The sequence below is a fragment of the Massilia sp. UYP11 genome, assembly GCF_050434805.1.
In the GTDB taxonomy this organism is placed as follows: domain Bacteria; phylum Pseudomonadota; class Gammaproteobacteria; order Burkholderiales; family Burkholderiaceae_D; genus Telluria.
In genome coordinates this window covers 115,744-138,447 of the sequence record NZ_JBNDJE010000001.1, presented here as the reverse complement: position 1 = coordinate 138,447, position 22,704 = coordinate 115,744, and the positions used below count along the sequence as shown (strand labels likewise).

Annotated in this window: 15 protein-coding genes and 2 tRNA genes; 11 read left to right on the top strand and 6 right to left on the bottom strand. The window is 65.2% G+C overall.

All coding sequences use genetic code 11. From position 1 onward, the window contains the following. The first annotated feature begins 40 nt into the window (after nt 1-40). Together hemE and ABIB38_RS00575 are read left to right on the top strand one after the other, a co-directional pair. Nucleotides 41-1,123, top strand: coding sequence for a uroporphyrinogen decarboxylase (gene hemE / locus ABIB38_RS00580; protein ID WP_429200834.1), 1,083 nt, complete (start codon nt 41-43; stop codon nt 1,121-1,123). A gap of 544 nt (nt 1,124-1,667) precedes the next feature. Next, nucleotides 1,668-3,722: a primosomal protein N' gene (locus tag ABIB38_RS00575; RefSeq protein ID WP_429200833.1), complete on the top strand. Its 2,055-nt coding sequence runs from the start codon at nt 1,668-1,670 to the stop codon at nt 3,720-3,722. Between the two features lies 1 nt (nt 3,723). Here the strand turns inward: ABIB38_RS00575 and ABIB38_RS00570 are convergent, their stop codons facing one another. Next, nucleotides 3,724-4,302: a PEP-CTERM sorting domain-containing protein gene (locus tag ABIB38_RS00570; RefSeq protein ID WP_429200831.1), complete on the bottom strand. Its 579-nt coding sequence runs from the start codon at nt 4,300-4,302 to the stop codon at nt 3,724-3,726. A gap of 254 nt (nt 4,303-4,556) precedes the next feature. On the opposite strand from ABIB38_RS00570, the gene ABIB38_RS00565 reads away from it, so the two are divergent. Beyond that, nucleotides 4,557-5,996: a dihydrolipoyl dehydrogenase gene (locus tag ABIB38_RS00565; RefSeq protein ID WP_429200829.1), complete on the top strand. Its 1,440-nt coding sequence runs from the start codon at nt 4,557-4,559 to the stop codon at nt 5,994-5,996. A gap of 73 nt (nt 5,997-6,069) precedes the next feature. On the opposite strand, the gene ABIB38_RS00560 is transcribed toward ABIB38_RS00565, so the two are convergent. Continuing rightward, nucleotides 6,070-6,555, bottom strand: coding sequence for an SRPBCC family protein (locus tag ABIB38_RS00560; RefSeq protein ID WP_429200827.1), 486 nt, complete (start codon nt 6,553-6,555; stop codon nt 6,070-6,072). A 217-nt stretch (nt 6,556-6,772) separates the two neighbouring features. Here ABIB38_RS00560 and ABIB38_RS00555 point away from each other — a divergent pair, with 217 nt between their 5' ends. The 7 genes from ABIB38_RS00555 to ABIB38_RS00525 all read left to right on the top strand — a co-directional run bounded on the left by ABIB38_RS00555 (nt 6,773) and on the right by ABIB38_RS00525 (nt 18,921). Then, a complete protein-coding gene (locus ABIB38_RS00555) occupies nt 6,773-8,842 on the top strand; it encodes a UvrD-helicase domain-containing protein (RefSeq protein ID WP_429200825.1) in 2,070 nt (689 codons plus the stop codon). 135 nt (nt 8,843-8,977) lie between these two features. Further along, on the top strand, nt 8,978-9,181 hold the full coding sequence (locus tag ABIB38_RS00550) for a SlyX family protein (RefSeq protein ID WP_123068043.1): 204 nt from the start codon (nt 8,978-8,980) through the stop codon (nt 9,179-9,181). Nucleotides 9,182-9,366: 185 nt separating this feature from the next. Beyond that, complete coding sequence (locus ABIB38_RS00545; protein WP_429200823.1) at nt 9,367-11,514, top strand: M3 family metallopeptidase; 2,148 nt, start codon at nt 9,367-9,369, stop codon at nt 11,512-11,514. Nucleotides 11,515-11,605: 91 nt separating this feature from the next. After that, complete coding sequence (locus ABIB38_RS00540) at nt 11,606-13,729, top strand: M3 family metallopeptidase (protein ID WP_429200821.1); 2,124 nt, start codon at nt 11,606-11,608, stop codon at nt 13,727-13,729. A 66-nt stretch (nt 13,730-13,795) separates the two neighbouring features. Continuing rightward, nucleotides 13,796-15,967, top strand: a complete 2,172-nt coding sequence (locus ABIB38_RS00535; RefSeq protein ID WP_429200819.1) for a M3 family metallopeptidase — start codon at nt 13,796-13,798, stop codon at nt 15,965-15,967. Nucleotides 15,968-16,246: 279 nt separating this feature from the next. Continuing rightward, nucleotides 16,247-16,531, top strand: a complete 285-nt coding sequence (locus tag ABIB38_RS00530) for a DUF4404 family protein (RefSeq protein WP_005664429.1) — start codon at nt 16,247-16,249, stop codon at nt 16,529-16,531. A 185-nt stretch (nt 16,532-16,716) separates the two neighbouring features. Beyond that, nucleotides 16,717-18,921, top strand: a complete 2,205-nt coding sequence (locus ABIB38_RS00525; protein WP_429200818.1) for a YgiQ family radical SAM protein — start codon at nt 16,717-16,719, stop codon at nt 18,919-18,921. Here the strand turns inward: ABIB38_RS00525 and ABIB38_RS00520 are convergent, their stop codons facing one another. Both ABIB38_RS00520 and ABIB38_RS00515 read right to left on the bottom strand, forming a co-directional pair. Beyond that, a complete protein-coding gene (locus ABIB38_RS00520; protein WP_429200816.1) occupies nt 18,922-20,160 on the bottom strand; it encodes an AI-2E family transporter in 1,239 nt (412 codons plus the stop codon). Next, entirely contained in the window at nt 20,157-20,642 is a 486-nt protein-coding gene (locus ABIB38_RS00515) for a cyclic nucleotide-binding domain-containing protein (protein WP_429200814.1), read from the bottom strand. The genes ABIB38_RS00520 and ABIB38_RS00515 overlap by 4 nt, the downstream gene beginning before the upstream one ends. A gap of 249 nt (nt 20,643-20,891) precedes the next feature. Here ABIB38_RS00515 and ABIB38_RS00510 point away from each other — a divergent pair, with 249 nt between their 5' ends. Next, nucleotides 20,892-22,043, top strand: coding sequence for a GGDEF domain-containing protein (locus ABIB38_RS00510; RefSeq protein WP_429200812.1), 1,152 nt, complete (start codon nt 20,892-20,894; stop codon nt 22,041-22,043). An 80-nt stretch (nt 22,044-22,123) separates the two neighbouring features. Here the strand turns inward: ABIB38_RS00510 and ABIB38_RS00505 are convergent. Then, a tRNA-Asp gene (locus tag ABIB38_RS00505) sits at nt 22,124-22,200 on the bottom strand. A gap of 40 nt (nt 22,201-22,240) precedes the next feature. Further along, nucleotides 22,241-22,316, bottom strand: a tRNA-Val gene (locus ABIB38_RS00500). Nucleotides 22,317-22,704 lie beyond the last annotated feature (388 nt).

The window sequence follows — 22,704 nt, the reverse complement described above, 5'->3', positions numbered from 1 at the left end:
TGCGATAATAGCCGTTTCCTTATCAACGCCATTGTCAGCCATGCCACAATTTGCCCCGCTCCAGAACGACACCTTCCTGCGTGCGCTGTTGCGCCAGCCGACCGACTACACCCCGGTGTGGCTGATGCGCCAGGCGGGCCGCTACCTGCCGGAATACCGCGCCACCCGCGCGCGCGCCGGCTCGTTCCTGGGGCTGGCGAAGAATCCCGACTACGCCACCGAAGTCACGCTGCAGCCGATCGACCGCTATCCGCTGGATGCGTCGATCCTGTTCTCGGACATCCTGACGGTGCCGGACGCGATGGGCCTGGGCCTGTATTTCGCCGACGGCGAAGGCCCGAAGTTCGAGCGTCCGCTGCGCCTGGAATCCGACGTCAACGCCTTGAGCGTGCCCGACATGGCCTCGCTCGCCTACGTGTTCAAGGCCGTGACCTCGATCCGCACCGCGCTGAACGGCCGCGTGCCGCTGATCGGTTTTTCGGGCAGCCCGTGGACGCTGGCCTGCTACATGGTCGAAGGGGGTGGCTCGCGCGAATTCCACACGGTCAAGAAGATGCTGTACAGCCGTCCCGACCTGATGCACCGCATCCTGGAGATCAATGCGCAGGCCGTGACCCAGTACCTGAACGCCCAGATCGACGCCGGCGCCCAGGCCGTGATGATCTTCGATTCCTGGGGCGGGGCGCTGGCCGACGGCGCCTACCAGGAATTCTCGCTGCGCTACATGCGGACGATCCTGGCCGGATTGAAGCGTGAACACGATGGCGTGCGCATCCCGGCCATCGTCTTCACCAAAGGCGGCGGCATCTGGCTGGACGAGATGGCCGACATCGGCGCCGATGCGCTGGGCCTGGACTGGACCATGAACCTGGGCCGCGCGCGCAAGCTGGTGGGCGACCGCGTGGCGTTGCAGGGCAATCTCGATCCGGCCATCCTGTTCGCCGGACCGGACCAGATCCGCGCCGAAGTCGAGCGCTCGCTCACCGCCTATGGTGCGCCGTCGAGCGGCCATGGCCATGTGTTCAACCTGGGCCACGGCATCTCGCAATTCACGCCGCCGGAATCCGTCAGCGCCATGGTCGATGCCGTCCATGACTTCAGCCGCAAGCAACGCGCCGCCTGATTATCCCCGCCGGCTGGCGGCCTTGCCGACAAGGCCGCCACGCGATCCCTCACTTGTTCACAACTTCCTAAAAGCGGGTAAAAATTCCTGTGGACATCTCAGCATCGTCTGAATCAGTATAAGTCGATGATTTATAAGCGTTTTTTAATGAGATTCAGCGCTGAGTGTGTCCTGTGCCACAAGGTTGTCCAGTAGAATCGAGCCAAATTGGGCTCTTGTTCACAAAGTTATCAACAGACGTTCTGGCAATGACGAAAAGTGCTTGGTTTACCGGGACTTAGCGCGCTTCTTCAAGTATTGCCTTAGCTTTGTGATGCAACGCAGCGAGTTTTCCATGCTGGATACACCAGTTATGCACAATGCGGGAAAAGCGCCCGAGCTTGTTAACAGGTCTGAGGACGAATATGCAAGTCATTGATTCATAAGAAAAAAATTGTCTTGAATTTGAGAATTATCGATGATGACTTGATCTAACGTAAACCTTTGATGGGGTCAAGTCCCACGCTATTCACAAAGTTTTCCACAGATTTGCACAGGGCCCAGATTGTCAACCAGCACCGATAGCACCGTCGCGCATTGCATCCTCGCGCATTGCATCCTGGAGGTAGTGCTCGATACACCGCTGAACAGCAGTTTCGACTACCGCTGGCCCTGCCGGCCGGGCGAAGAACCGCTGCCCGGGCAGCTGGCGCTGGTGCCGTTCGCGCGCCGCGAGGTCATGGCCCTGATCGTCGCGGTCAAGTTCGAGACCAGTATTGCGCCCGAGAAACTGAAAGATGCGCTGGCCGTGCGCAGCCAGTTGTCTCCGCTGCCGGAGCGCTGGATCGCGCTGGCGCGCTTTGCCGCCGACTACTACCAGCGTCCGCTGGGCGAGGTGGCGCTGCCGGGCCTGCCCAAGAACCTGCGGGTGCCCACGACGGTGGCGCTGGACCGCGCCCTGAAAAAACTGGCCAAGCTCGACCAGGAAGAACATGCGCAAGATGCGACGGCGGTCGGCATGCCGGTGCTCAACCCGGCCCAGCAAGAGGCGGCCGCCGCGATCGGCGGCGCCGACGGCTTCACGCCGGCTCTGTTGTGGGGCGTGACCGGCAGCGGCAAGACCGAGGTCTACCTGCAGGCCTGCGCGCAGGTGCTGGCGCGCGACCCGCAGGCGCAGATCCTGATCATGGTCCCGGAAATCAACCTGACGCCCCAGTTGGAAGGGAATATCCGGGCCCGCTTCCCGCGCATGATGCTGGCCACCCTGCACAGCAGCCTGTCCGAGGGCGAGCGCATGCTGCACTGGCTGGCCGCGCACAAAGGCCAGGCGCGTATCGTGCTCGGCACCCGGCTGGCGATCCTGGCCTCGCTGCCGAACCTGCAACTGATCGTGATCGACGAAGAGCACGACCCCTCGTACAAGCAGCAGGAAGGCTTGCGCTATTCGGCGCGCGACCTGGCCGTGTGGCGCGCGCATCAGCTGGGGATCCCGATCGTGCTCGGCTCGGCCACGCCGTCGCTCGAATCCTGGCATCACGCGCGCTCGGGACGCTATCGGCGGCTGGACCTGCGCGAGCGCGCCGTGCGCGACGCCGTGCTGCCGAAAGTCAGGCTGGTGGACATGGAACGCGACCGCCCGCGCGACGGGCTCACGAGCGAGGTGCTGGCCGCCCTGCGCGCGCGGCTGGAGCGTGGCGAGCAGTCGCTCCTGTTCCTGAACCGGCGCGGCTATGCCCCGGTGATCTGTTGCGACGCCTGCGGCTGGATCAGCAACTGCACCCGCTGCACCGCCTTCATGGTGCTGCACAAGCCCGAGCACCGGCTGCGCTGCCACCACTGCAGCCTCGAATTGCGCATTCCGCATTCCTGCCCGACCTGCGGCAACGTGGACCTGCAGCCGCTGGGACGCGGCACCCAGCGGGTCGAAGAAGGGTTGCAAGCCATGTTCCCGCAGGCGCGCATCCTGCGCATCGACGCCGACTCCACGCGCCTGAAGGGCAGCGCGCAAGCCGCCTTCGACAGCGTGCACCGGGGCGAGGTGGACATCCTGATCGGCACGCAGATGGTCGCCAAGGGCCATGACTTCAAGAGGCTGACCCTGGTCGGGATCCTGAACCCCGACACCGCCCTGTTCTCGCAGGATTACCGCGCCAGCGAGCGCCTGTTCGCCCAGCTGATGCAGGTGGCGGGGCGGGCCGGCCGCGCCGGCGCGCCGTCCGAGGTGCTGGTGCAGACCCGGTATGCGCAGCATCCGCTGTACGGCGCCGTGATGCGCCACGATTACGAACGGTTCGCCGGCCAGCTGCTCGAAGAGCGCAAGGAAGCGGGGCTGCCGCCGTTCATGTACCAGGCCTTGCTGCGCGCCGAGGCGAAGGAGCTGCCGGTCGCGATCGCATTCCTGGAAGCGGCGCGCGACTGCCTGCCGAGCGACGCCATCCTGATCAACGACCCGATCCCGATGACGATGACCCGGGTCCACAACGTGGACCGCGCCCAGCTGCTGGTCGAGTCCAGCTCGCGGCCCGCGCTGCAGGCCTTCCTGCGGGTCTGGACCCTGGAGCTGCGGGCGATGAAGTCGCGCGTGAAATGGTCGCTCGAAGTCGACCCGCTCGACATCTAGATCAGGCGGCGGCCCTGGCGGCGGCGCCGCGGCGGCGCTTGGCACAGCCCATCAGCGCCAGGCCGGCGCCGAGCAGCAGGCCGCTGGCCGGTTCGGGCACGTCGCCGGCCACGGGTTCCACGTTGAAGGTGATGGTGCCGAAGTCCCACTGGCCGTCCACGCCCGGCAGATCGTCCCAGTCTTCGAAGAATTCCAGGCGCAGGATGCCGTCGACGCCGACCTCGAACGCCAGGCCCAGCTCGACCAGGTCGGCGAATCCCGCGTAGCTCCGGGTGCCCGGGAACCACTCCACGATGCCCGGCGTGAAGAACACGCCCTCGGTCTGCTTGGAATTTTCGAAGCTGATGACCATGTCCGACAGCCAGCTCGGCGTGTAGGCAGTGAGGGTGAAATCGTAGGCCACGCTGGTGACGAGCGAATTGGCGCCGACGTCGAGCAGGGCCACCGTATTGTCGGCGTCGCCGCGCGGTCCATGGCTCTGGATGCCGCCGACGTCGAACGTGATCGGCGCCGCGAACAGCGACGACGAGGCGAGTAACGACAAGCTGACAAGCAGCTTGTTGAAGGTAGCAAGTTTCATGACGATCCCCCTGGTTTTGGTATTTTTCAGAGAGCAACAAGCGTGCCGGGGGAGATCGCTTGCTGCAATCGTCTGATTTCTAACAAGAAATTGATAGAATTTGAATCCAATGCCATGAGGTATGTAAAGTTGCTCGACATGCCATATGGATACTGCCTCGGATACCGGGGGCTGGCGGCAGGGGAGTTTCGCCACCGGCGGCGGAAAAATAGCGTATCGTTCGCCTGACATCAGCGCAGCAGTGGAGACCAGCAATGAAACAACTGAACGTGGACGTCGCCGTCATCGGCACCGGCACCGCCGGCATGACCGCCTACCGCGCGGCCAGGGCGCAAGGCGCCCGGACGGTGGCGATCGAGAGCGGCCAGTACGGCACCACCTGCGCCCGGGTGGGCTGCATGCCGAGCAAGCTCCTGATCGCGGCGGCCGAGGCGTCCCACGTGATCGACACCTGCGCGCCATTCGGCGTGCATGCCGGCGAAAAGCGCATCGACGGCCGCGCCGTGATGGAACGGGTCAAGCGTGAACGCGACCGCTTCGTCGGCTTCGTGCTCGAAGGCGTGGAGGCGATGCCGGCGCAGGACCGCCTGCAGGGCCGCGCGCGCTTTACCGGCCCCTGCACGCTGATGGTCGACGACCACACCGAGATCCACGCCGGCCGCATCGTGATCGCCACCGGTTCCACGCCGCTGCGCCTGCCGCAACTGCAGAACGTCGGTCCCGGCGTCGTCACCAGCGACGACGTGTTCTATTGGGACGACCTGCCGCGCTCGGTGGCCGTGATCGGCACCGGCGTGATCGGCCTCGAGCTGGGCCAGGCCCTGGCCCGGCTCGGCGTGCGCGTGCGCTTTTACGCGCGCGGCGGCAGCATCGCCAACATCACCGATCCCGAAGTGCTGCGCTGCGCGGGGCGGGTCTTGATGGAAGAACTCGACATCGCCTTCCAGACCGAGGTGGTCGGGGCGGTGCAGGAGGGTGACGAGGTGGCGCTGACGGTGCGCGATGCGCTGGGCAAGGAAAGCACCGAGCGCTTCCAGTACGTGCTGATGGCGGCCGGCCGCACGCCGAACGTGCACGACCTGGGGCTGGAGCACAGCGGCCTGGAGCGCGGGCCGGACGGCATCCCCGTGTTCGATGCGCGCACCATGCAGTGCGGCACCAGCAACGTCTTCATCGCGGGCGACGCCAACGACGAACGCCCGCTGCTGCACGACGCGGCCGACCACGGCAAGATCGCCGGCGACAACGCGGGCCGCTTCCCGGACGTGCGTCCCGGCCTGCGCCGCGCGCCGATCGCGGTCGCCTTCACCGAGCCGAATATCGCCACCCTGGGCCAGACCTACCGGGCCTTGTGCGCCGGCGGCCAGCGCAAGTTCGCGGTCGGCGGCGTGTCCTTCGCCAACCAGGGCCGCAGCCGGGTCATGTTGCAGAACAAGGGGATGTTGCGGGTGTACGCCGAGTATGGCACCCGGCTGTTCCTGGGCGCCGAGATGATCGCGCCGCGCGCCGAACACCTGGCCCATCTGCTGTCATGGGCATGCCAGATGCGCCTGACGGTCGACCAGATGCTCGACATGCCGTTCTACCACCCGGTGATCGAGGAGGGCGTGCGCACCGCGCTGCGCGACCTGGCCGCCAATCTGTCGACAGGCGAGAGCCGGACCGATGCGGCCGATACCGAGCCCGGAACCTGACGCCGGGCGGGGGATTCCGCCCTCTACCCGGTGACGCTTGGCGCCAGGGGCGCCTCGCTCCGAAAGGGGCGTCTCAGTTCAGCAGGGTGGGGTCCAGCTTGCCCTGGCCGGCCAGCTGGCGCAGGATGCGCACCGTGTCGATGTCGGCTTCCTGGTAGGCCGACTTCTTGAAATCGTCATACATCGCGTTGGCCGGATCGGTATGCTCGCCCTGGCCGTCGTCGTAGCAGAAGCGCACCAGCAGCATGGCATTGGTCGGCGCCTCGATGATCATGCGCAGGCTCGAGGCGGCGATCTCGCCCTGGGCCGGCACTTCGTAGCGCACTTCCTGCAGTGGACTCATGTGCACCACGTCATCGATCACCAGCTCGCCGAAGGTAAGGCGGCGCTTGAGCAGGCCGGCTTCGCGCTCCAGGATCGTGCATTCGTCCAGGTGGGGAATGAACATCGTCGGCTGTTCGGCGCGCAGCACCAGGCCGCGCCACAGCTGCTCGCGGGTGAGGGTGTCGAGCAGCGGGTTCATCGGATCGTTGATTTCGATGAGATGTTCGAATTTCATGGGCAAATGTCCGGTAGTAAAAGGCTTCGGCGCAGCGCGCCGCAAAGGACGCATGGTAACCGATTGCGCGCCGCCACGCCCGCTCCCGCCCGCGCGGTAAAGTCAAGCGCCGTGCTGTTGCAATCGCGCCGCGCAGCGAAGTCCGGCAGCCTGTTTGTCGGCGCGGGGGCCGCCAGATTGTTACAATCGCTGCCTGTCCCTCCAGAAATAATTCCCAATGTCCAACGCACCAAGATTCGGCCTCAACGGGCCGCAGAGCGAAGCCGCGCTATATCTCGACGGCCCTTGCCTGGTGCTGGCCGGCGCCGGCTCGGGCAAGACCCGCGTGATCACGCAAAAGATCGCCTACATGATCGAGCATTGCGGCTACGATCCGCGCACCATCGCCGCCCTGACCTTCACCAACAAGGCGGCGCTCGAGATGCAAGAGCGTATTGGCAAGCTGCTCAAGCAGCCCAAGCAGGCCAAGCAATTGACCGTGTCCACCTTCCACTCGCTGGGCGTCAAGATCCTGCGCCAGGAAGCGGCCGGGGTGGGCCTGAAGGACAAGTTCTCGATCATGGACAGCGACGACTGCTACACGATCGTCTCCAGCCTGGCCCTGACCACCGACAAGCAGGAAATCCGCGCCATCCAGAATGCCATCTCGCTATGGAAGAACGGCCTGGTCGACCCGGAAGACGCGATCAAGGCGGCGCGCGACGAGGACGAAGCGCTGGCCGGGCGGGTCTACCGCAGCTACGTGGCCACCCTGCAGGCCTACCAGGCGGTGGACTTCGACGACCTGATTCGCCTGCCGGTGGAACTGTTTCGCAATAACGAGCCGATCCGCGACCGCTGGCAGCGGCGACTGCGCTATCTGTTGATGGACGAATACCAGGACACCAACACCTGCCAGTACGAGCTGGTCAAGCTGCTGGTGACGGGCCTGGGCAAGAAGCCGATGTTCACGGCAGTCGGCGACGACGACCAGGCAATCTATGCCTGGCGCGGCGCCTCGGTCGAAAACCTCAAGACGCTGGGCGACGATTTCCCCGACCTGAAGGTGATCAAGCTCGAGCAGAACTACCGCTCCACCACCCGCATCCTGCAGGCGGCCAACGCCGTCATCGGCAACAATCCGAAGCTGTTCGAGAAGTCGCTGTGGTCCGAGCACGGGCTGGGCGAACCGATCAAGGTGCTGGGCATGCAGAACGACGACCAGGAAGCCGACCAGGTCGCGATCATGATCTCGGCCGACCACTTCCAGCGCAAGAACAAATGGGCGGACTATGCGATCCTGTACCGCGGCAATCACCAGGCGCGCGTGATCGAACAGGCGCTGCGCAAGGAGCGCATTCCATACACGATGTCCGGCGGCCAGAGCTTTTTCGACAAGGCCGAGATCAAGGACATCATCGCCTACCTGCGCCTGATCGCCAACCAGGACGACGACCCGGCCTTCATCCGCGCCGTGACGACCCCCAAGCGCGGCGTCGGCATGGCCACGCTGGAAGTGCTGGGCGAATTTTCCAAGCAGTGGAACTGCTCGCTGTTCGAGGCGGCGCGCAAGGGCGGCATCGAGGCGAAGCTGGCCGAGCGCCAGCTGGGACCGCTGCGCGACTTCTGCCACTTCATCGCCGAGCTGGAAGACCGCGCCACCCGGCCGGGACCATCGGGCAGCGGCGACCATGCGGCCGAAGTGCTCGACGACATGATGAAGGAGATGAACTACGAGCACTACCTGTACGAAAACTTCGACGATCGCGCAGCCCAGGGCAAGTGGCAGAACGTGCTCGAGTTCACCAACTGGCTGAAGGACCGCGGCCGTGGCGGACGCGACCGCGATGGCGAAGAAAAGAACCTGCTGGAATTGACGCAGATGGTGGCCCTGATGTCGATGCTCGAAGGCCAGGACGAGGAACAGGATGCCGTGCGCATGTCTACCCTGCACGCCTCCAAGGGGCTGGAATATCCGCACGTCTTCCTGGTCGGGGTGGAAGAGGGCATCCTGCCGCACAAGGGCGATCCGGACGCGTCGGTCGAGTCGATCGCGGCGCGCATCCAGGAAGAGCGGCGCCTGATGTATGTGGGCATCACGCGTGCCCAACGCACCTTGCACGTGAGCTGGTGCAAGCGCAGGAAACGCGCGGGCGAACTGGTCAACTGCGACCCCTCGCGCTTCATCAAGGAAATGGCGCTGGACGTCGGCGAGGCGGCGCCGATGGACAGCGAAATCCTGAGCCCGAAGGAACGATTGGCGAGCCTGAAAGCATTGCTGGCAACGCCACGACCGGTTCCTGAATAAGCCGTCGGTAAAGCCGGGCGCGTGCCTTGGCCACGGGCCTGGCGTTCGTACCATGGCGAGGCTGATGGCTCGATGCTGGCCCGCAGGATTGAGCCCGGCTGGCATAATGCCGGTTTTGCGCAGGATGCCGCCGCCATGACCCAGGAAGACCGTTTCATCAGTCTCGAAATCAAGCTCGCCCAGCAGGAAGACCTGCTGGACGAACTGAACAAGACCATCTACCGCCAGGAACGCCGCATCGACGGGCTCGAGGCGATGGTGGCCAAGCTGGCCGACCACGTGCGGACCCTGCGCGACGCCGGCCAGGCGCCCCTCAACGAACGTCCCCCGCATTACTGACGCGATGCCGCATGGCCGGCCCGGCCATGCATACGTGTCATCACGCCCGTCAATACAGGCGCGCCGCCTGATACATTGCGCTACTTTTTAATTGTGACGGTGGGCATGCAAGCCTGCTATGATCTTCAGCGCACTGCTGTTGGGTTGGCCCGACGGCGCCTTCCCTAGTGTTCGCGAAAGACCTCATGACCCGTCCACAACTGCTCATCGTCGCAGCCAGCGTGGCGTTGGCGCATGCAGCGGCCATTGCCGCGCCAAGCGTCCCCGTGCTCGACGCCGCCAATCCCTTCGCCCAGCCCAGCAGTCTGCCGCTGAACTACCCGGCCTTCGACAAGATCAAGGACGCGCACTTCCTGCCCGCCTTCCATGCCGGCATGCGCGAGGAACTGCGTGAAGTCGAGGCGATCGCGAACGACAAGGCCGCGCCCACGTTCGAGAACACCATCGTGGCGCTGGAGCGCTCCGGGCAGTTGCTCGCGCGCGTGGTCGCGACCTTCTCGAACCTGCAGGGCGCCAATACCAACGACACACTGGACGCGGTCGACCGCGAGATGTCGCCCAAGCTGGCGGCCCATTCCGACGCCATCCACCTGAACCCGACACTGTTCGCGCGCGTGAAAGCGCTGCACGACAAGCGCGATGCGTTGGGCCTGGACGCCGAATCGACCTTCCTGCTCGAGCGCTACTACAAGGAATTCGTGCGCGCCGGCGCCAACCTGTCCCGGGCCGACCAGGCCAGGCTGAAGAAATTCAATGGCGAGATCGCCTCGCTGCAGTCGGACTTCCAGCAGCGCGTGCTCAAGGGCGCCAACGCCGCCGCCCTGGTCGTGGATACCCGCGCCGAACTGGCGGGCATGAGCGACGCCGAGATCGACACCGCGGCGGCGGAAGCCGCGAAACGCGGCCACAAGGGCAAGTTCGCGATCCCGATCGTCAACACCTCGAGCCAGCCGGCGCTCTCGGTGCTGACCAACCGCGCGACGCGCGAGCGCCTGATGAAGGCCTCGCTCGAACGCGGCGCCAAGGGCGGTCAGTTCGATACCCGCCAGCTCGTGCTGCGCCTGGCCAAGCTGCGCGCCGAGCGCGCCGTGCTGCTGGGTTACCCGAACTTCGCGGCCTATTCGCAGGAACTGGAAACCGCGCGCAATCCGGCCGCCGTCAACAAGCTGCTGGGCGACCTGGCGCTGCCTGCCGTCAACAACGCCAGGAAGGAGGCGGCCGAGATCCAGAAGGTCATTGACAAGGAAGGCGGAAAGTTCCAGGTCGCGGCCTGGGACTGGCCGATGTACCAGGACAAGGTGCGCGCCGCGACCTTCAACTTCGACGAAAGCCAGCTGCGTCCGTATTTCGAGCTGAACCGCGTGCTGGTCGACGGCGTGTTCTTCGCCGCGACCCGCGAATTCGGCATCACCTTCAAGCAGCGCAAAGACCTGCCGGTGTACAACCCGGACGTGACCGTGTACGACGTCTTCGACGTCGACGGCCAGCCGCTGGCGATCTTCATCTTCGACCCCTATGCACGCGGCAACAAGCAGGGCGGCGCCTGGATGAACGAATATGTCTCGCAGTCGCACCTGTTGAAACACAAGCCGGTGGTCGGCAACCACCTGAACATCCCCAAGCCGCCCGCCGGCGAGCCGACCCTGCTGACCTACGACGAAGTGGTCACCGCCTTCCACGAGTTCGGCCACGCGCTGCACGGCATGTTCTCGAGCGTGACCTATCCGAAGTTCTCGGGCACCAACGTGCCGCGCGACTTCGTCGAGTATCCGTCGCAGGTCAACGAGATGTGGGTCACCTATCCCGAGGTGCTGGCCAACTACGCCCGGCACCACCAGACCGGCGCGCCGATGCCGAAGGCGCTGCTGGACAAGGTGGTCGCCTCGAAGAAGTTCGCCCAGGGCTACCGCACCACCGAATACCTGGCCGCGGCGCTGCTCGACCAGCGCTGGCACCAGCTGACCCCGGGCCAGGTGCCGACCGACGTGCTGGCGTTCGAAGCGAAGGCGCTGCAGGACGCCGGCGTGGCCTATCCGCCGGTGCCGCCGCGCTACCGCACGACGTATTTCTCGCACTCGATGGGCGGCGGCTATTCGGCCGGCTACTACGCCTACCTGTGGAGCGAGCGCCTGGACGCCGACACCGTCCAGTGGTTCAACGAAAACGGCGGCCTGTCGCGCAAGAACGGCGACCACTTCCGCAAGACCCTGCTGTCGCGCGGCGGCACGCGCGAAGCCATGGACCTGTTCCATGACTTCCGCGGCCGTGCGCCGGTGATCGAGCCGCTGCTCGAGCGCCGTGGCCTGGTTGAGTCCAGGCCTTCCGGCAATTGATATCGCGCCGCGCTCATTCGCTGTCACGAGCAGCGGGTGAGGGCGGCGCGCCATTTGCAGTACTTCCTTCCCACAACGCACAAGAGACCCTATGCACCGTCCACAACTGCTGCTGATCGCAGCCAGCGTCGCCATGGCCACTTTCTCCTTCGCCCAACCCGCCGCGGCGGCCCTGGAGGCCTCGAACCCGTTCGCCAAGCCGAGCACCCTGCAATACGGCTACCCGGCCTTCGACAAGATCAAGAACGAGCACTTCGCGCCGGCCTTCGCCGAAGGCATGCGCCTGGAAGCGCTCGAGGTCGCCAAGATCGCGGACAACAAGGCCGCGCCGACCTTCGAGAACACGATCGTGGCGATGGAGCGTACGGGCGAACTCCTGACGCGCGTGCGCGCGGTGTTCTATACCCTGACCGGTTCGTACACCAACGACACCCTGCAGGCGCTGCAGAAGGACCTGGCGCCGAAATTCGCCGCCCACGGCGATGCGATCCGCCTGAATCCGAAGCTGTTCGCGCGCATCAAGACCCTGCACGACAAGCGCGATTCGCTGGGACTGGACGCCGAATCGAAGTTCCTGCTCGAGCGCTACTACAAGGACTTCGTGCGTTCCGGCGCGAGCCTGCCGGATGCCGACAAGGCCAAGCTGAAAGGCTACAACGCCCAACTGGCGGCGCTGCAGACCCAGTTCAGCCAGAACGTGCTGCGGGAAGTGAATGCCTCGGCCTTCGTGCTCGACACCCGTGAAGAGCTGGCCGGCCTGCCGGAAAAGGCGATCGAAGCGGCCGCCGTGGAAGCGAAGAAGCGCGGCCTGGACGGCAAGTTCGTGATCCCGGTCGTTAACACCACCCAGCAGCCGGCGATGGCGCAGCTGAGCAATCGCGGCACCCGCGAGAAGCTCCTGAACACCTCGATGATCCGCGGCGCCCGCGGCGGCGAATTCGACAACCGCAACGTCGTGCTGCAGCTGGCCAAGCTGCGCGCCGAGCGCGCCGAACTGCTGGGCTACGACAACTACGCGGCCTATTCGCTGGAAGACCAGACCGCCAAGAACACGGCCGCCGTCAACAAGCTGCTGGGCGACCTGACCGCGCCGGCCGTGCGCAACGCCAGGAAAGAGGCTGCCGAGATCCAGCAGGTGATCGATGCCGAAAAAGGTGGATTCCAGGTAGGCCCCCAGGACTGGAGCTACTACAGCGACAAGGTGCGCACCGCCAAGTACGCGTTCGACGCCAACCAGCTCAAGCCCTATTTCGAGTTCAACAACGTGCTGGAGAATGGCGCCTTCTTCGCCGCCAACCGGCTGTGGGGCATCACCTTCAAGCAGCGCAACGACCTGCCGACCTATGATCCGGACGTGCGCGTGTACGACGTGTTCGAGGAGAACGGCGAGCACCTGGCGATCTTCGTGATCGACCCGTATGCGCGTTCGAACAAGCGCGGCGGCGCCTGGATGAGCTCCCTGGTCGAGCAGAGCTTCCTGCTGAACCAGAAGCCGGTCATCACCAACAACCTGAACCTGACCAAGCCGGCCGCCGGCGAACCGACCCTGCTCACCTGGGACGAAGTGCGCACCACCTTCCACGAGCTGGGCCACGCCACCCACGGCTGGTTCTCGAAGGTGAAGTACCCGCGCTTCTCGGGCACCAGCGTGCCGCGCGACTACGTCGAGCTGCCGTCGCAGGTCTACGAGATGTGGATGGCCTGGCCCGAAGTGCTGGCCAACTACGCGAAGCACTACCAGACCGGCGCGCCGATGCCGAAGGAACTGCTGGACAAGCTGCGCGCCGCCCAGCGCTTCAACGAAGGCTACCGCACCACCGAGTACCTGGCGGCCGCGGTGCTGGACCAGAAATGGCACCAGCTGGGTTCGAAGCAGATGCCGAGCGACGTGATCGCGTTCGAGAAACAGGCATTGAAAGACGCCGGCCTGGACTTCGCGCCGGTGCCGCCGCGCTACCGCAGCACCTACTTCTCGCACGCCATGGGCGGCGGCTACTCGGCCGGCTACTACAGCTACCTGTGGGCCGAGCGCCTGGACGCCGACGCCGGCGAGTGGTTCAAGGAAAACGGCGGCCTGCTGCGCAAGAACGGCGACGTGTTCCGCCAGAAGGTGCTGTCCAGGGGCGGCACGATGGATGCGGTCGAGATGTACCGCGACTTCCGCGGCCGCGACCCGGTCGTCGAGCCGCTGCTGGAACGCCGCGGCCTGAATTGATGACGTGAGGGAGGCCGGCCGTGCGCCGGCTTCCTTTTGCACTATTCACAACGAGAACCGAACAATATGAAACGTACCCACTTCCTGCTGGCCGCCGCCGTGAGCGCGGCTGTCCTGAACGTCGCCCACGCCGCATCTTCTGCCCAGGCGGCGGCCCAAGCCGCCGCGCCAGCCGCCGCCCCGGCCAGGTTCGACGCCTCGAACCCGTTCGCGAAAGAGAGCCCGCTGCCGTTCAACTACCCGGCCTGGGACAAGATCCGCAACGAGCACTTCGCGCCGGCCTACGAAGAGGGCATGCGCCAGCACGCGCTTGAAATCGAGAAGATCGCCAACAACAAGGCCGCGCCGACGTTCGAGAACACCATCGTCGCAATGGAGCGCTCGGGCCGCATGCTGGCGCGCGTGAGCACCGCCTTCGGCACCCTGTCGGGCTCCTACACCAACGACACCCTGATCGCCCTGGGCCGCGAGATGGCGCCGAAGCTGTCGCAGCACAGCGACGCGATCCGCCTGAACGCCAGGCTGTACCAGCGCATCAAGACCCTGTACGACAAGCGCGACAGCCTCAAGCTGGACGCCGAATCGGCCTACCTGCTGGACCGCTACAACAACGACTTCGAGCGCGCCGGCGCCAAGCTCTCCGAAGCGGACAAGGTCAAGCTGAAGGAATACAACAGCAAGCTGGCCGCCCTGCAGACCCAGTTCGCCCAGAACACGCTGAAGGAAGCCAATGCCTCGGCGCTGGTGGTCGACACCCGCGCCGCGCTGGCCGGCATGAGCGACAAGGCGATCGACGCCGCCGCAGTCGAGGCCAGGAAGCGCGGCCTGGACGGCAAGTTCGTCATTCCCGTGGTGAACACCACCCAGCAGGAAGCGCTGTCGGTATTGACCAACCGCGACACCCGCGCCAAGCTGCTGTCGGCCTCGATGGCGCGCGGCAGCCGCGGCGGCGAGTTCGACACCCGCCAGATCGTGCTGCAAATCGCCAAGCTGCGCGCCGAGCGCGCCGTGCTGCTGGGCTATCCGAACCACGCCGCCTACAACCTGGAAGAGCAGACCGCGAAGACCACCGACGCCGTGAACAGCCTGCTGTCCGAGCTGGCCCCGCCTGCCGTCAACAACGCCAGGAAGGAAGCGGCCGACATCCAGAAGGTGATCGACGCCGAAAAGGGAGGCTTCCAGGCCGCCGCGCATGACTGGGCCTTCTACAGCGACAAGGTACGCGCCCAGCGCTACGCCTTCGACGCCGGCCAGCTGCGTCCTTACTTCGAACTGAACCGCGTGCTGGTCGACGGCGTGTTCTTCGCCGCCAACAAGGAATTCGGCCTGACCTTCAAGGAGCGCAAGGACCTGCCGGGCTACAACGAAGACGTGCGCATGTTCGACGTGTTCGACGTCGACGGCAAGCAGCTGGCGATCTTCACCTTCGATCCGTACGCACGCTCGAACAAGCGCGGCGGCGCCTGGGCCAACGCCTGGGTCGCCCAGTCGAAACTGCTGGGCACCCGCCCCGTCATCGCCAACAACCTGAACGTGGCCAAGCCGGCCGCCGGCGAGCCGACGCTCCTGACGTACGACGAAGTGCGCACCACCTTCCATGAGTTCGGCCACGCGCTGCATGGCATGTTCTCGGATGTGACCTATCCACGCTTCTCGGGTTCGCGCGTGCCGCGCGACTACGTCGAGTTCCCGTCGCAGGTGAACGAGATGTGGATGACCTGGCCGGAGGTCCTTGCCAACTACGCCAAGCACTACCAGACCGGCGAGCCGATGCCGAAGGAGCTGCTCGACAAGGTGCAGGCATCAAGCCAGTTCAACGAAGGCTTCCGCACCACCGAGTACCTGGCCGCGGCGCTGCTGGACCAGGCCTGGCACCAGCTGGCCCCGAACCAGATGCCGCAGGACGTGCTGGCCTTCGAGGCCGAGGCGCTCAAGAAGGCCGGCGTCGACTTCGCCCTGGTGCCGCCGCGTTACCGCAGCACCTACTTCTCGCACACCTTCTCGGGCGGCTACTCGGCCGGCTACTACGGCTACCTGTGGGCCGAAAAGCTGGACGCCGACACCGTCGAGTGGTTCAAGGCCAATGGCGGCCTGACCCGCAAGAACGGCGACCACTTCCGCAAGACCCTGCTGTCGCGCGGCGGCACGCTGGATGCGATGCAGATGTACCGCAACTTCCGCGGCAAGGATGCGGACATCAAGCCGCTGCTGGAGCGTCGTGGCTTGACCGGCGAGTGATGCCGGTGCCGGTCGTGTAACGCGGCCGGCAACCATGCATAGCTTTGGCTCCCGCCTTCGCGGGAGCGACGTTGTTTGAGGGTGGGGGAGAGTTGACCGTAACTCTTCAGCCAACAACGCATGCACGTCGCTCCCGCCCGGGCGGAAGCCCAAGTCGTAGGGTTGGCGGCTTCGCCGCCGACGCGTTCAACCTGCGCCCCGATCCGCCGCGCCACAGCCGTGTTCCTCCTCCCGGCCCCCATGGCTTACAATGACATCGAGCCAACACCGGAGACCACGATGCAATCCGAACACGATGCCGACCTGAAGGCACGCCTGAAAGCCCTGCACCGCGAGCTGCAAGAAACGGGCGACACCGATGTCGAACTGGAAACCCTGCTGCGCCAGCTCGATGGCGACATCGAGAAGGTGCTGGAGCGCCGCGCCGAGCAGCAGCTCGACGCCAACACCTACGGCCTCGGTTCGCGCACCCAGGAACTGGCGGCCCGCTTTGCCGCCCGCCACCCGCGCGTCGAGTCCGGCCTGCGCGAACTGGGGCAGATCCTGTCGAACATGGGTATCTAATATGAGGGCCGTTGGGCCCGTAGGCATCCACGCCACAAGTCATTGATTTTAAGCCATTTTTCGGGGCGGTCCGCTGCCCCATAAATGGTTTTCCGGTACAATGCCGGACAATGAACTCCCCAGCCAATCTCTTCGCGACGGTCGCCAAGCGCTCCAGCCGCGCCGTTGCCGCACCTTTTCTCCCGATGTCCCGTGCCGAAATGGACAAATTGGGCTGGGATTCGTGCGACATCATCCTGGTCACCGGCGACGCCTACATCGACCACCCGAGCTTCGGCATGGCCCTGGTCGGCCGCCTGCTCGAAGCGCAAGGCTACCGCGTCGGCATCATCAGCCAGCCCGACTGGACCTCGGTCGAACCGTTCCGCGCGCTGGGCAAACCCAATCTGTACTGGGGCATCACCGCCGGCAATATGGATTCGATGGTCAACCGCTACACGGCCGACCGCAAGATCCGTTCCGACGACGCCTATACCCCGAACGCCGAACCGAACAAGCGCCCCGACCGCGCCGTGACCGTGTATTGCCAGCGCGCGCGCGAAGCCTTCCCTGGCGTGCCGGTGATCGCCGGCAGCATCGAGGCTTCGCTGCGCCGCATCGCCCACTACGATTACTGGTCCGATAAAGTGCGGCGCTCGGTGCTGTTCGAGTCGAAGGCCGACCTGGTCATCTTCGGCAATGCCGAACGGGCCCTGGTCGACCTCACGCGCCGCATCGCGGCTGGCGAAAACATCAAGACCATCCGCGACCTGCGCGGCACCGCCTTCCTGGTGCCGCAGGGCTGGCTGCCGGACGAAGAGTGGTCGGTGCATAACTCCACCCGGGTGGACGTGCCGGGCCGCATCGACAGGCAGCCGAACCCGTATGCGATGGCGCTGGAAGATCCGAAGACCTGCGCGCTGGACAATGCCGCGCCCGAGCCGGAAGTCAAGCCGGTGGTCATCATGACGCGCGAGCAGCGCCAGGCCGCGGCCCGCGAAAAGGCGGCCAAGACCGTGGTGCGCCTGCCGAGTTTTGAAATCGTCAGCGAAGACCCGGTCATGTATGCGCACGCCTCGCGCGTGTTCCACCTGGAGTCGAACCCGGGCAACGCTAGAGCCCTGGTGCAGGCGCATGGCGACCGCGACGTCTGGCTCAATCCGCCGCCGCTGCCGCTGGCCATGGACGAGATGGACAACGTCTACGACCTGCCCTATGCGCGCGCGCCGCACCCGAGCTACGGCAAGGCCCATATCCCGGCCTGGGAAATGATCCGCTACTCGGTCAACATCATGCGCGGCTGCTTCGGCGGCTGCACCTTCTGCTCGATCACCGAGCACGAAGGCCGCATCATCCAGAGCCGCTCGGAGCCGTCGATCCTGCGCGAGATCGAGCTGATCCGCGACACGACCAAGAACTTCGCCGGCACCATCACCGACCTGGGCGGCCCGACGGCGAATATGTACCGCCTGGCCTGCAAGGACAAGAAGATCGAGGAAAGCTGCCGCCGCCTGTCGTGCGTGTACCCGACCATCTGCTCCAACCTGGGCACCGACCACAGCAAGCTGATCTCGCTGTACCGCAAGGCGCGCGCCATCCCCGGCATCAAGAAGATCCTGATCGGCTCCGGCCTGCGCTACGACCTGGCGGTGCGCTCGCCCGAGTACGTGAAAGAGCTGGTGACCCACCACGTGGGGGGGCTCCTGAAGATCGCGCCGGAGCATACCGAGCAGGGCACGCTGTCGAAGATGATGAAGCCGGGCATCGGCGCCTATGACGAGTTCAAGCGCCTGTTCGACAAGTATTCGCTGGAAGCGGGCAAGAAGCAGTACCTGATCCCGTACTTCATCGCGGCCCACCCCGGCTCGACCGACGAGGACATGCTGAACCTGGCGCTGTGGCTGAAGAAGAACAACTTCAAGCTGGACCAGGTGCAGACCTTCACGCCGACGCCGATGGCGATGGCGACCACGATGTACCACTCGCGCAAGAATCCGCTGGCCAAGGTGACCGAGGATTCCGAAGTCGTCGAAACGGCCAAGAGCGGCAAGACGCGCAAGCTGCACAAGGCGTTCCTGCGCTACTACGATCCGGAGAACTGGCCGATCCTGCGCGAGGGTCTCAAGCGCATGGGACGGTCGGACCTGATCGGCAATGGCGAGCGGCACCTGATTCCGCCGCCGGGCGGCGAGTTGCCGGGTGCGGCGCGTGAAGAGCGTCGTCCGGCCGGTGCGCCGCCGAAGGGCCGCACGGTCGAGGTGGCGCCGCGCCGCGCTGCGCCAGGTGCGGACCGCCGCGGCCAGCGCACCCCGGCAGGGTTGGCCAACGGTTCGGCCAGCGCACCACCTGCCAAGGTGAAGCCGTCGATCCTGTCGACCATCAAGTCCAAGCCGAAGACCGTCAGGAACTGATCATTCCTTGAACGTCGCGGTCGGCGTCGCGGCTGGCGTCACGTTCGGCATCGCGTTGGACGTCGCGTTCGGCGTCGGCGCCCCGCGCCGCTCGCGCGCGATGTCCAGGTCGACGCTGGCCTGCCTGGTGCGCAAGGCGCGCGCATAGCGGTGCCTTGCGCGCAGCCGTGGATTGGTCACCAGCGTCCCCAGGGTTTCGCCGATCACCATCACCACCCCCAGCAGCGGCAGCACCAGCATCAGCCCCACCACGCCCGCCAGCATGCCGCCGATAAAAATCATCAGCACCGTCACCAGCGGGTGGATGTGCAGGCTGCGTCCCAGCGTCAGCGGCATGAACAGGAAATCGTCCAGCAGCCGCACCAGCACGAACACCCCGATCGCCCCATACGCCATCAACGGATTGCCCGGCGCGTCGGTCGACGCGACGATCACCACCAGCACGCAGCCGGCAATCGACCCGATGAACGGCACCCAGGCCAGCACGGCCGAGATCAGGCCGAGCAGCAAGGGCGACGACACGCCGATCACCCACAGGCCCAGCGCCAGCACCAGCGTGTCGAGCACGGTCAGCTTGAGCAACCCCTCGAAATAGCGGCGCGCGGTCTGGTCGACCTCGTGCAGCAGATACAGCGCGCGCTCGAAATAGGCGTTCGGCACCGCGCGGGCCAAGAATTTCTTGAAGCGCACGCCGTCGCGCAGCAGGAAGAAGGTGAGAAACGGCGCCAGCAGCAGCGATGGCACCCAGGTCACGACGCCGACCACGATGTCGCCCAGGTGGTTCTGCGCGAAGTCGTTGGTATAGGTGGTGAAGGCCATGTCGACGGTCGAGGTGAGCCGCATCTCGGCCAGGATCGGGAATTTCGCCTCGAGCATGGCCAGCGAGTTGCGCACGAAGGCCACGCCGCCGTCCAGGTACAGGCCGATGGTCGCTTCCCACGAGTCTTCTTCCGGTCCGTCGCTCCAGCTCAGGGCCGCCGCCAGCGCCAGCCCGGCCAGCGTGAAGAACAGGGCGCAGACCCAGACCGCAGCGGCATTGCGGCTGAAGCCCGAGCGCACCATGCGCTGCATCGGTCCCAGCAGGATGTAATAGAGCACGGCGCCGAAGATGAAGGGCAGGAACAACCACAGCAGCTGCTGGACGACCAGCAGCAGCAGGCAGGTGGCGGCGACGATCCCGGTCCACACCACGGGACCGGCGCGCTCGGGGCCGTTGACGATGCCCGGCACCGGACTCATAGCGCTTCCAGTTGCGGCCGTCCGGTACCCATCCATTCGCGCAGGCGCAGGCCGATGTGGCGCGCCAGCGCCAGCGAGATCTTGTAGCCGAGGACGGCGTCGGTTTCCATCAGGCCCAGGAAGTCGGCGCGGAAGAACACCGCCACCTCGCATGGCTCCATCGCGCGCGCCTGGGCATTGCGCGGCGAGTTGTCGAGCAGGGCCAGGTCGCCGAAGAAGCCGCCCGGCTCCAGCTCGGCCACCACCTGGGTCATGCCCTCATGCAGGCGGCTGATGCGCACCCGGCCGCTCATCAGGAGGTACAGGGCCTGGCCTTCCTCGCCTTCGTCGAAAACGATCTCATCCTTCAGATAGCGGCGCTCGTGCAGCAATCCATCGACGATCTTCAATTCCAGCGGCGTCAGCGCACTGAATAGCGAAGAACTCTTCAGCCGGTGCTGGCGCGGCGACATCCGAGGGGGCTTGAGGAAACGAAAAATCACGTGATGCTCCGGCGTGGTGCGCTATGTTGTCTGTTTGATTATCCTCGATCGGATGCTGCTGCGCATCAAAAAGCTGCAGCCGTGCACGACAGTGTGGCGCGTTGTTCAAAAACTCCTTCAAACGTGCGCGCCACGAGGTTGAAAATCGTGTAACATTAATTCTTTACAGCAACAGTCGTTGTTGTAATGATATTTGTCCATGTGAGCCGTCGCGCATGGCCAGGCCAACGTTCCCGAAGAGGACAGGCAGTGATCGATATACCAACTTTTCTTCTTGCGCTCGGGATCGGTAACGTCGGCTTTGCGATCCTGATGGCAGGATATACCCGGGGCGCGGCCCGCAATCCGGGTCTGCAGCTATGGATGTGGGCGCGCCTGGGCATGGGCTTGAGCCAGTTGATCGGATGGGTCCGCCCGATGGCGGGCCTGTCCTTCCTGGGCGGCCTGGAAGGCATCGGCTGGATCCTGTCGATCTCGCTCGAGATGGCGGCCTACTGCGTGTTCTTCGGTTTCACGCGCTGGGGCCGGGTACTGTTTCCGATCACCGTGCTGTCGTCCGGGGTGGTGATCGCGGCCGGCTTCCATGGCGCCAGCCACGCCCAGCTGGGCGCCCTGGTGGCGGGCGTGGTGGCGCTGTTCGCCGCCGCCATGGCCTGGGTGCTGCTGCGCCGGCGCCATGCGTCCCTGCTGCAGCGGATCATCGGCATCAACGACGCGCTGTTCGCCGTCGCCGTCGCGCTGTGGGCCGGTTCGGCCTTGCTGGGCAGGGGGCCGTTCGACCACGTGCAGGCGCGCGAAGCCGCCTATCTCGCCGGCTACATGCTCATGATCGTCAATGGATTCGGTTTCCTCCTGCTGTGCAAGCAGAAGGACGACGCGCGCATGGCCCGGCTGGCCTCGACCGACTGCCTGACCGGCCTGCCCAATCGCCATGCCTTCCTGGAGCGCGCCGAGCGCGCGCGCCTGGCCTCCCAGCGCCAGCGCCATCGGCTGGCGCTGATGATGATCGACATCGACCACTTCAAGCAGATCAACGACCGCTGGGGCCATGCCAGCGGCGACCACGCCCTCCAGGTGTTCGCCCGCACCGCGCGCGAGGTGATGCGCGAGCATGAGACGATCGGCCGCCTGGGCGGCGAGGAATTCGCGATGATGCTGCCCGGCGCCGACATCGACGCCGCGGTGCAGGCGGCCCAGCGCCTGCGCCAGGCGGTGCGCGCGGCCACCGTGATCACCAGCGGGCCGAGCTACACGATGACCGTCAGTATCGGCGTGGTGGTGCTCGATCCGAACGAAGACCTGAGCGCGGCGCTGGCGCGCGCCGACCATGCCCTGTATGCGGCCAAGCGCACGGGGCGCGATCGGGTGGAGGTCGGGGATCCGGTACGGCGCCGGGCGTGAACCGAAAGCGCGGATGCGCGATAAAACCGGAACGGAAAAAGAAAAAGGGCCCGACGAATCGGACCCTTTTTCCTTGATGCTGGCGGAGCGGACGGGGCTCGAACCCGCGACCCCCGGCGTGACAGGCCGGTATTCTAACCAACTGAACTACCGCTCCGTTTACTCTGATCGTACCTTCGATCAATCATCGAGATGCTTGGTGGGCGCTGAGAGGCTCGAACTCCCGACCTAATCCTTGTAAGGGATCCGCTCTACCAACTGAGCTAAGCGCCCATCTCGGTGATTTTCCATCTGACGCTTGTCATTGCGTCCGAAGAGGCCCGAATTATAGAGGGTGGCTTTCAAGGTCTGCAAGAGTTTTTCGAAAAAATATCAGAAACCTGTTTCGACCGATGGCGGATGGGCCGGAAGGCGCAAGCCAAATCGGCAGATCCGTATGTGTTGTAATCAAGGCGACACCCGCGATATTTACTTGCCGCCACACATACCCATCACGGACAATACCGCCTTTGACAAGTCGGCAACTTACAAACATCGCAAAGATGTGCGCCTTAGACGCGCGGCCGAGGGCGGGTCGATATCCGCTCGCGCACCCGGCGGGGGGCGTCCATAAGAAGAGGAACGGGGACATCGGTTCTTTTGTTAATCACCAGGGAAACAC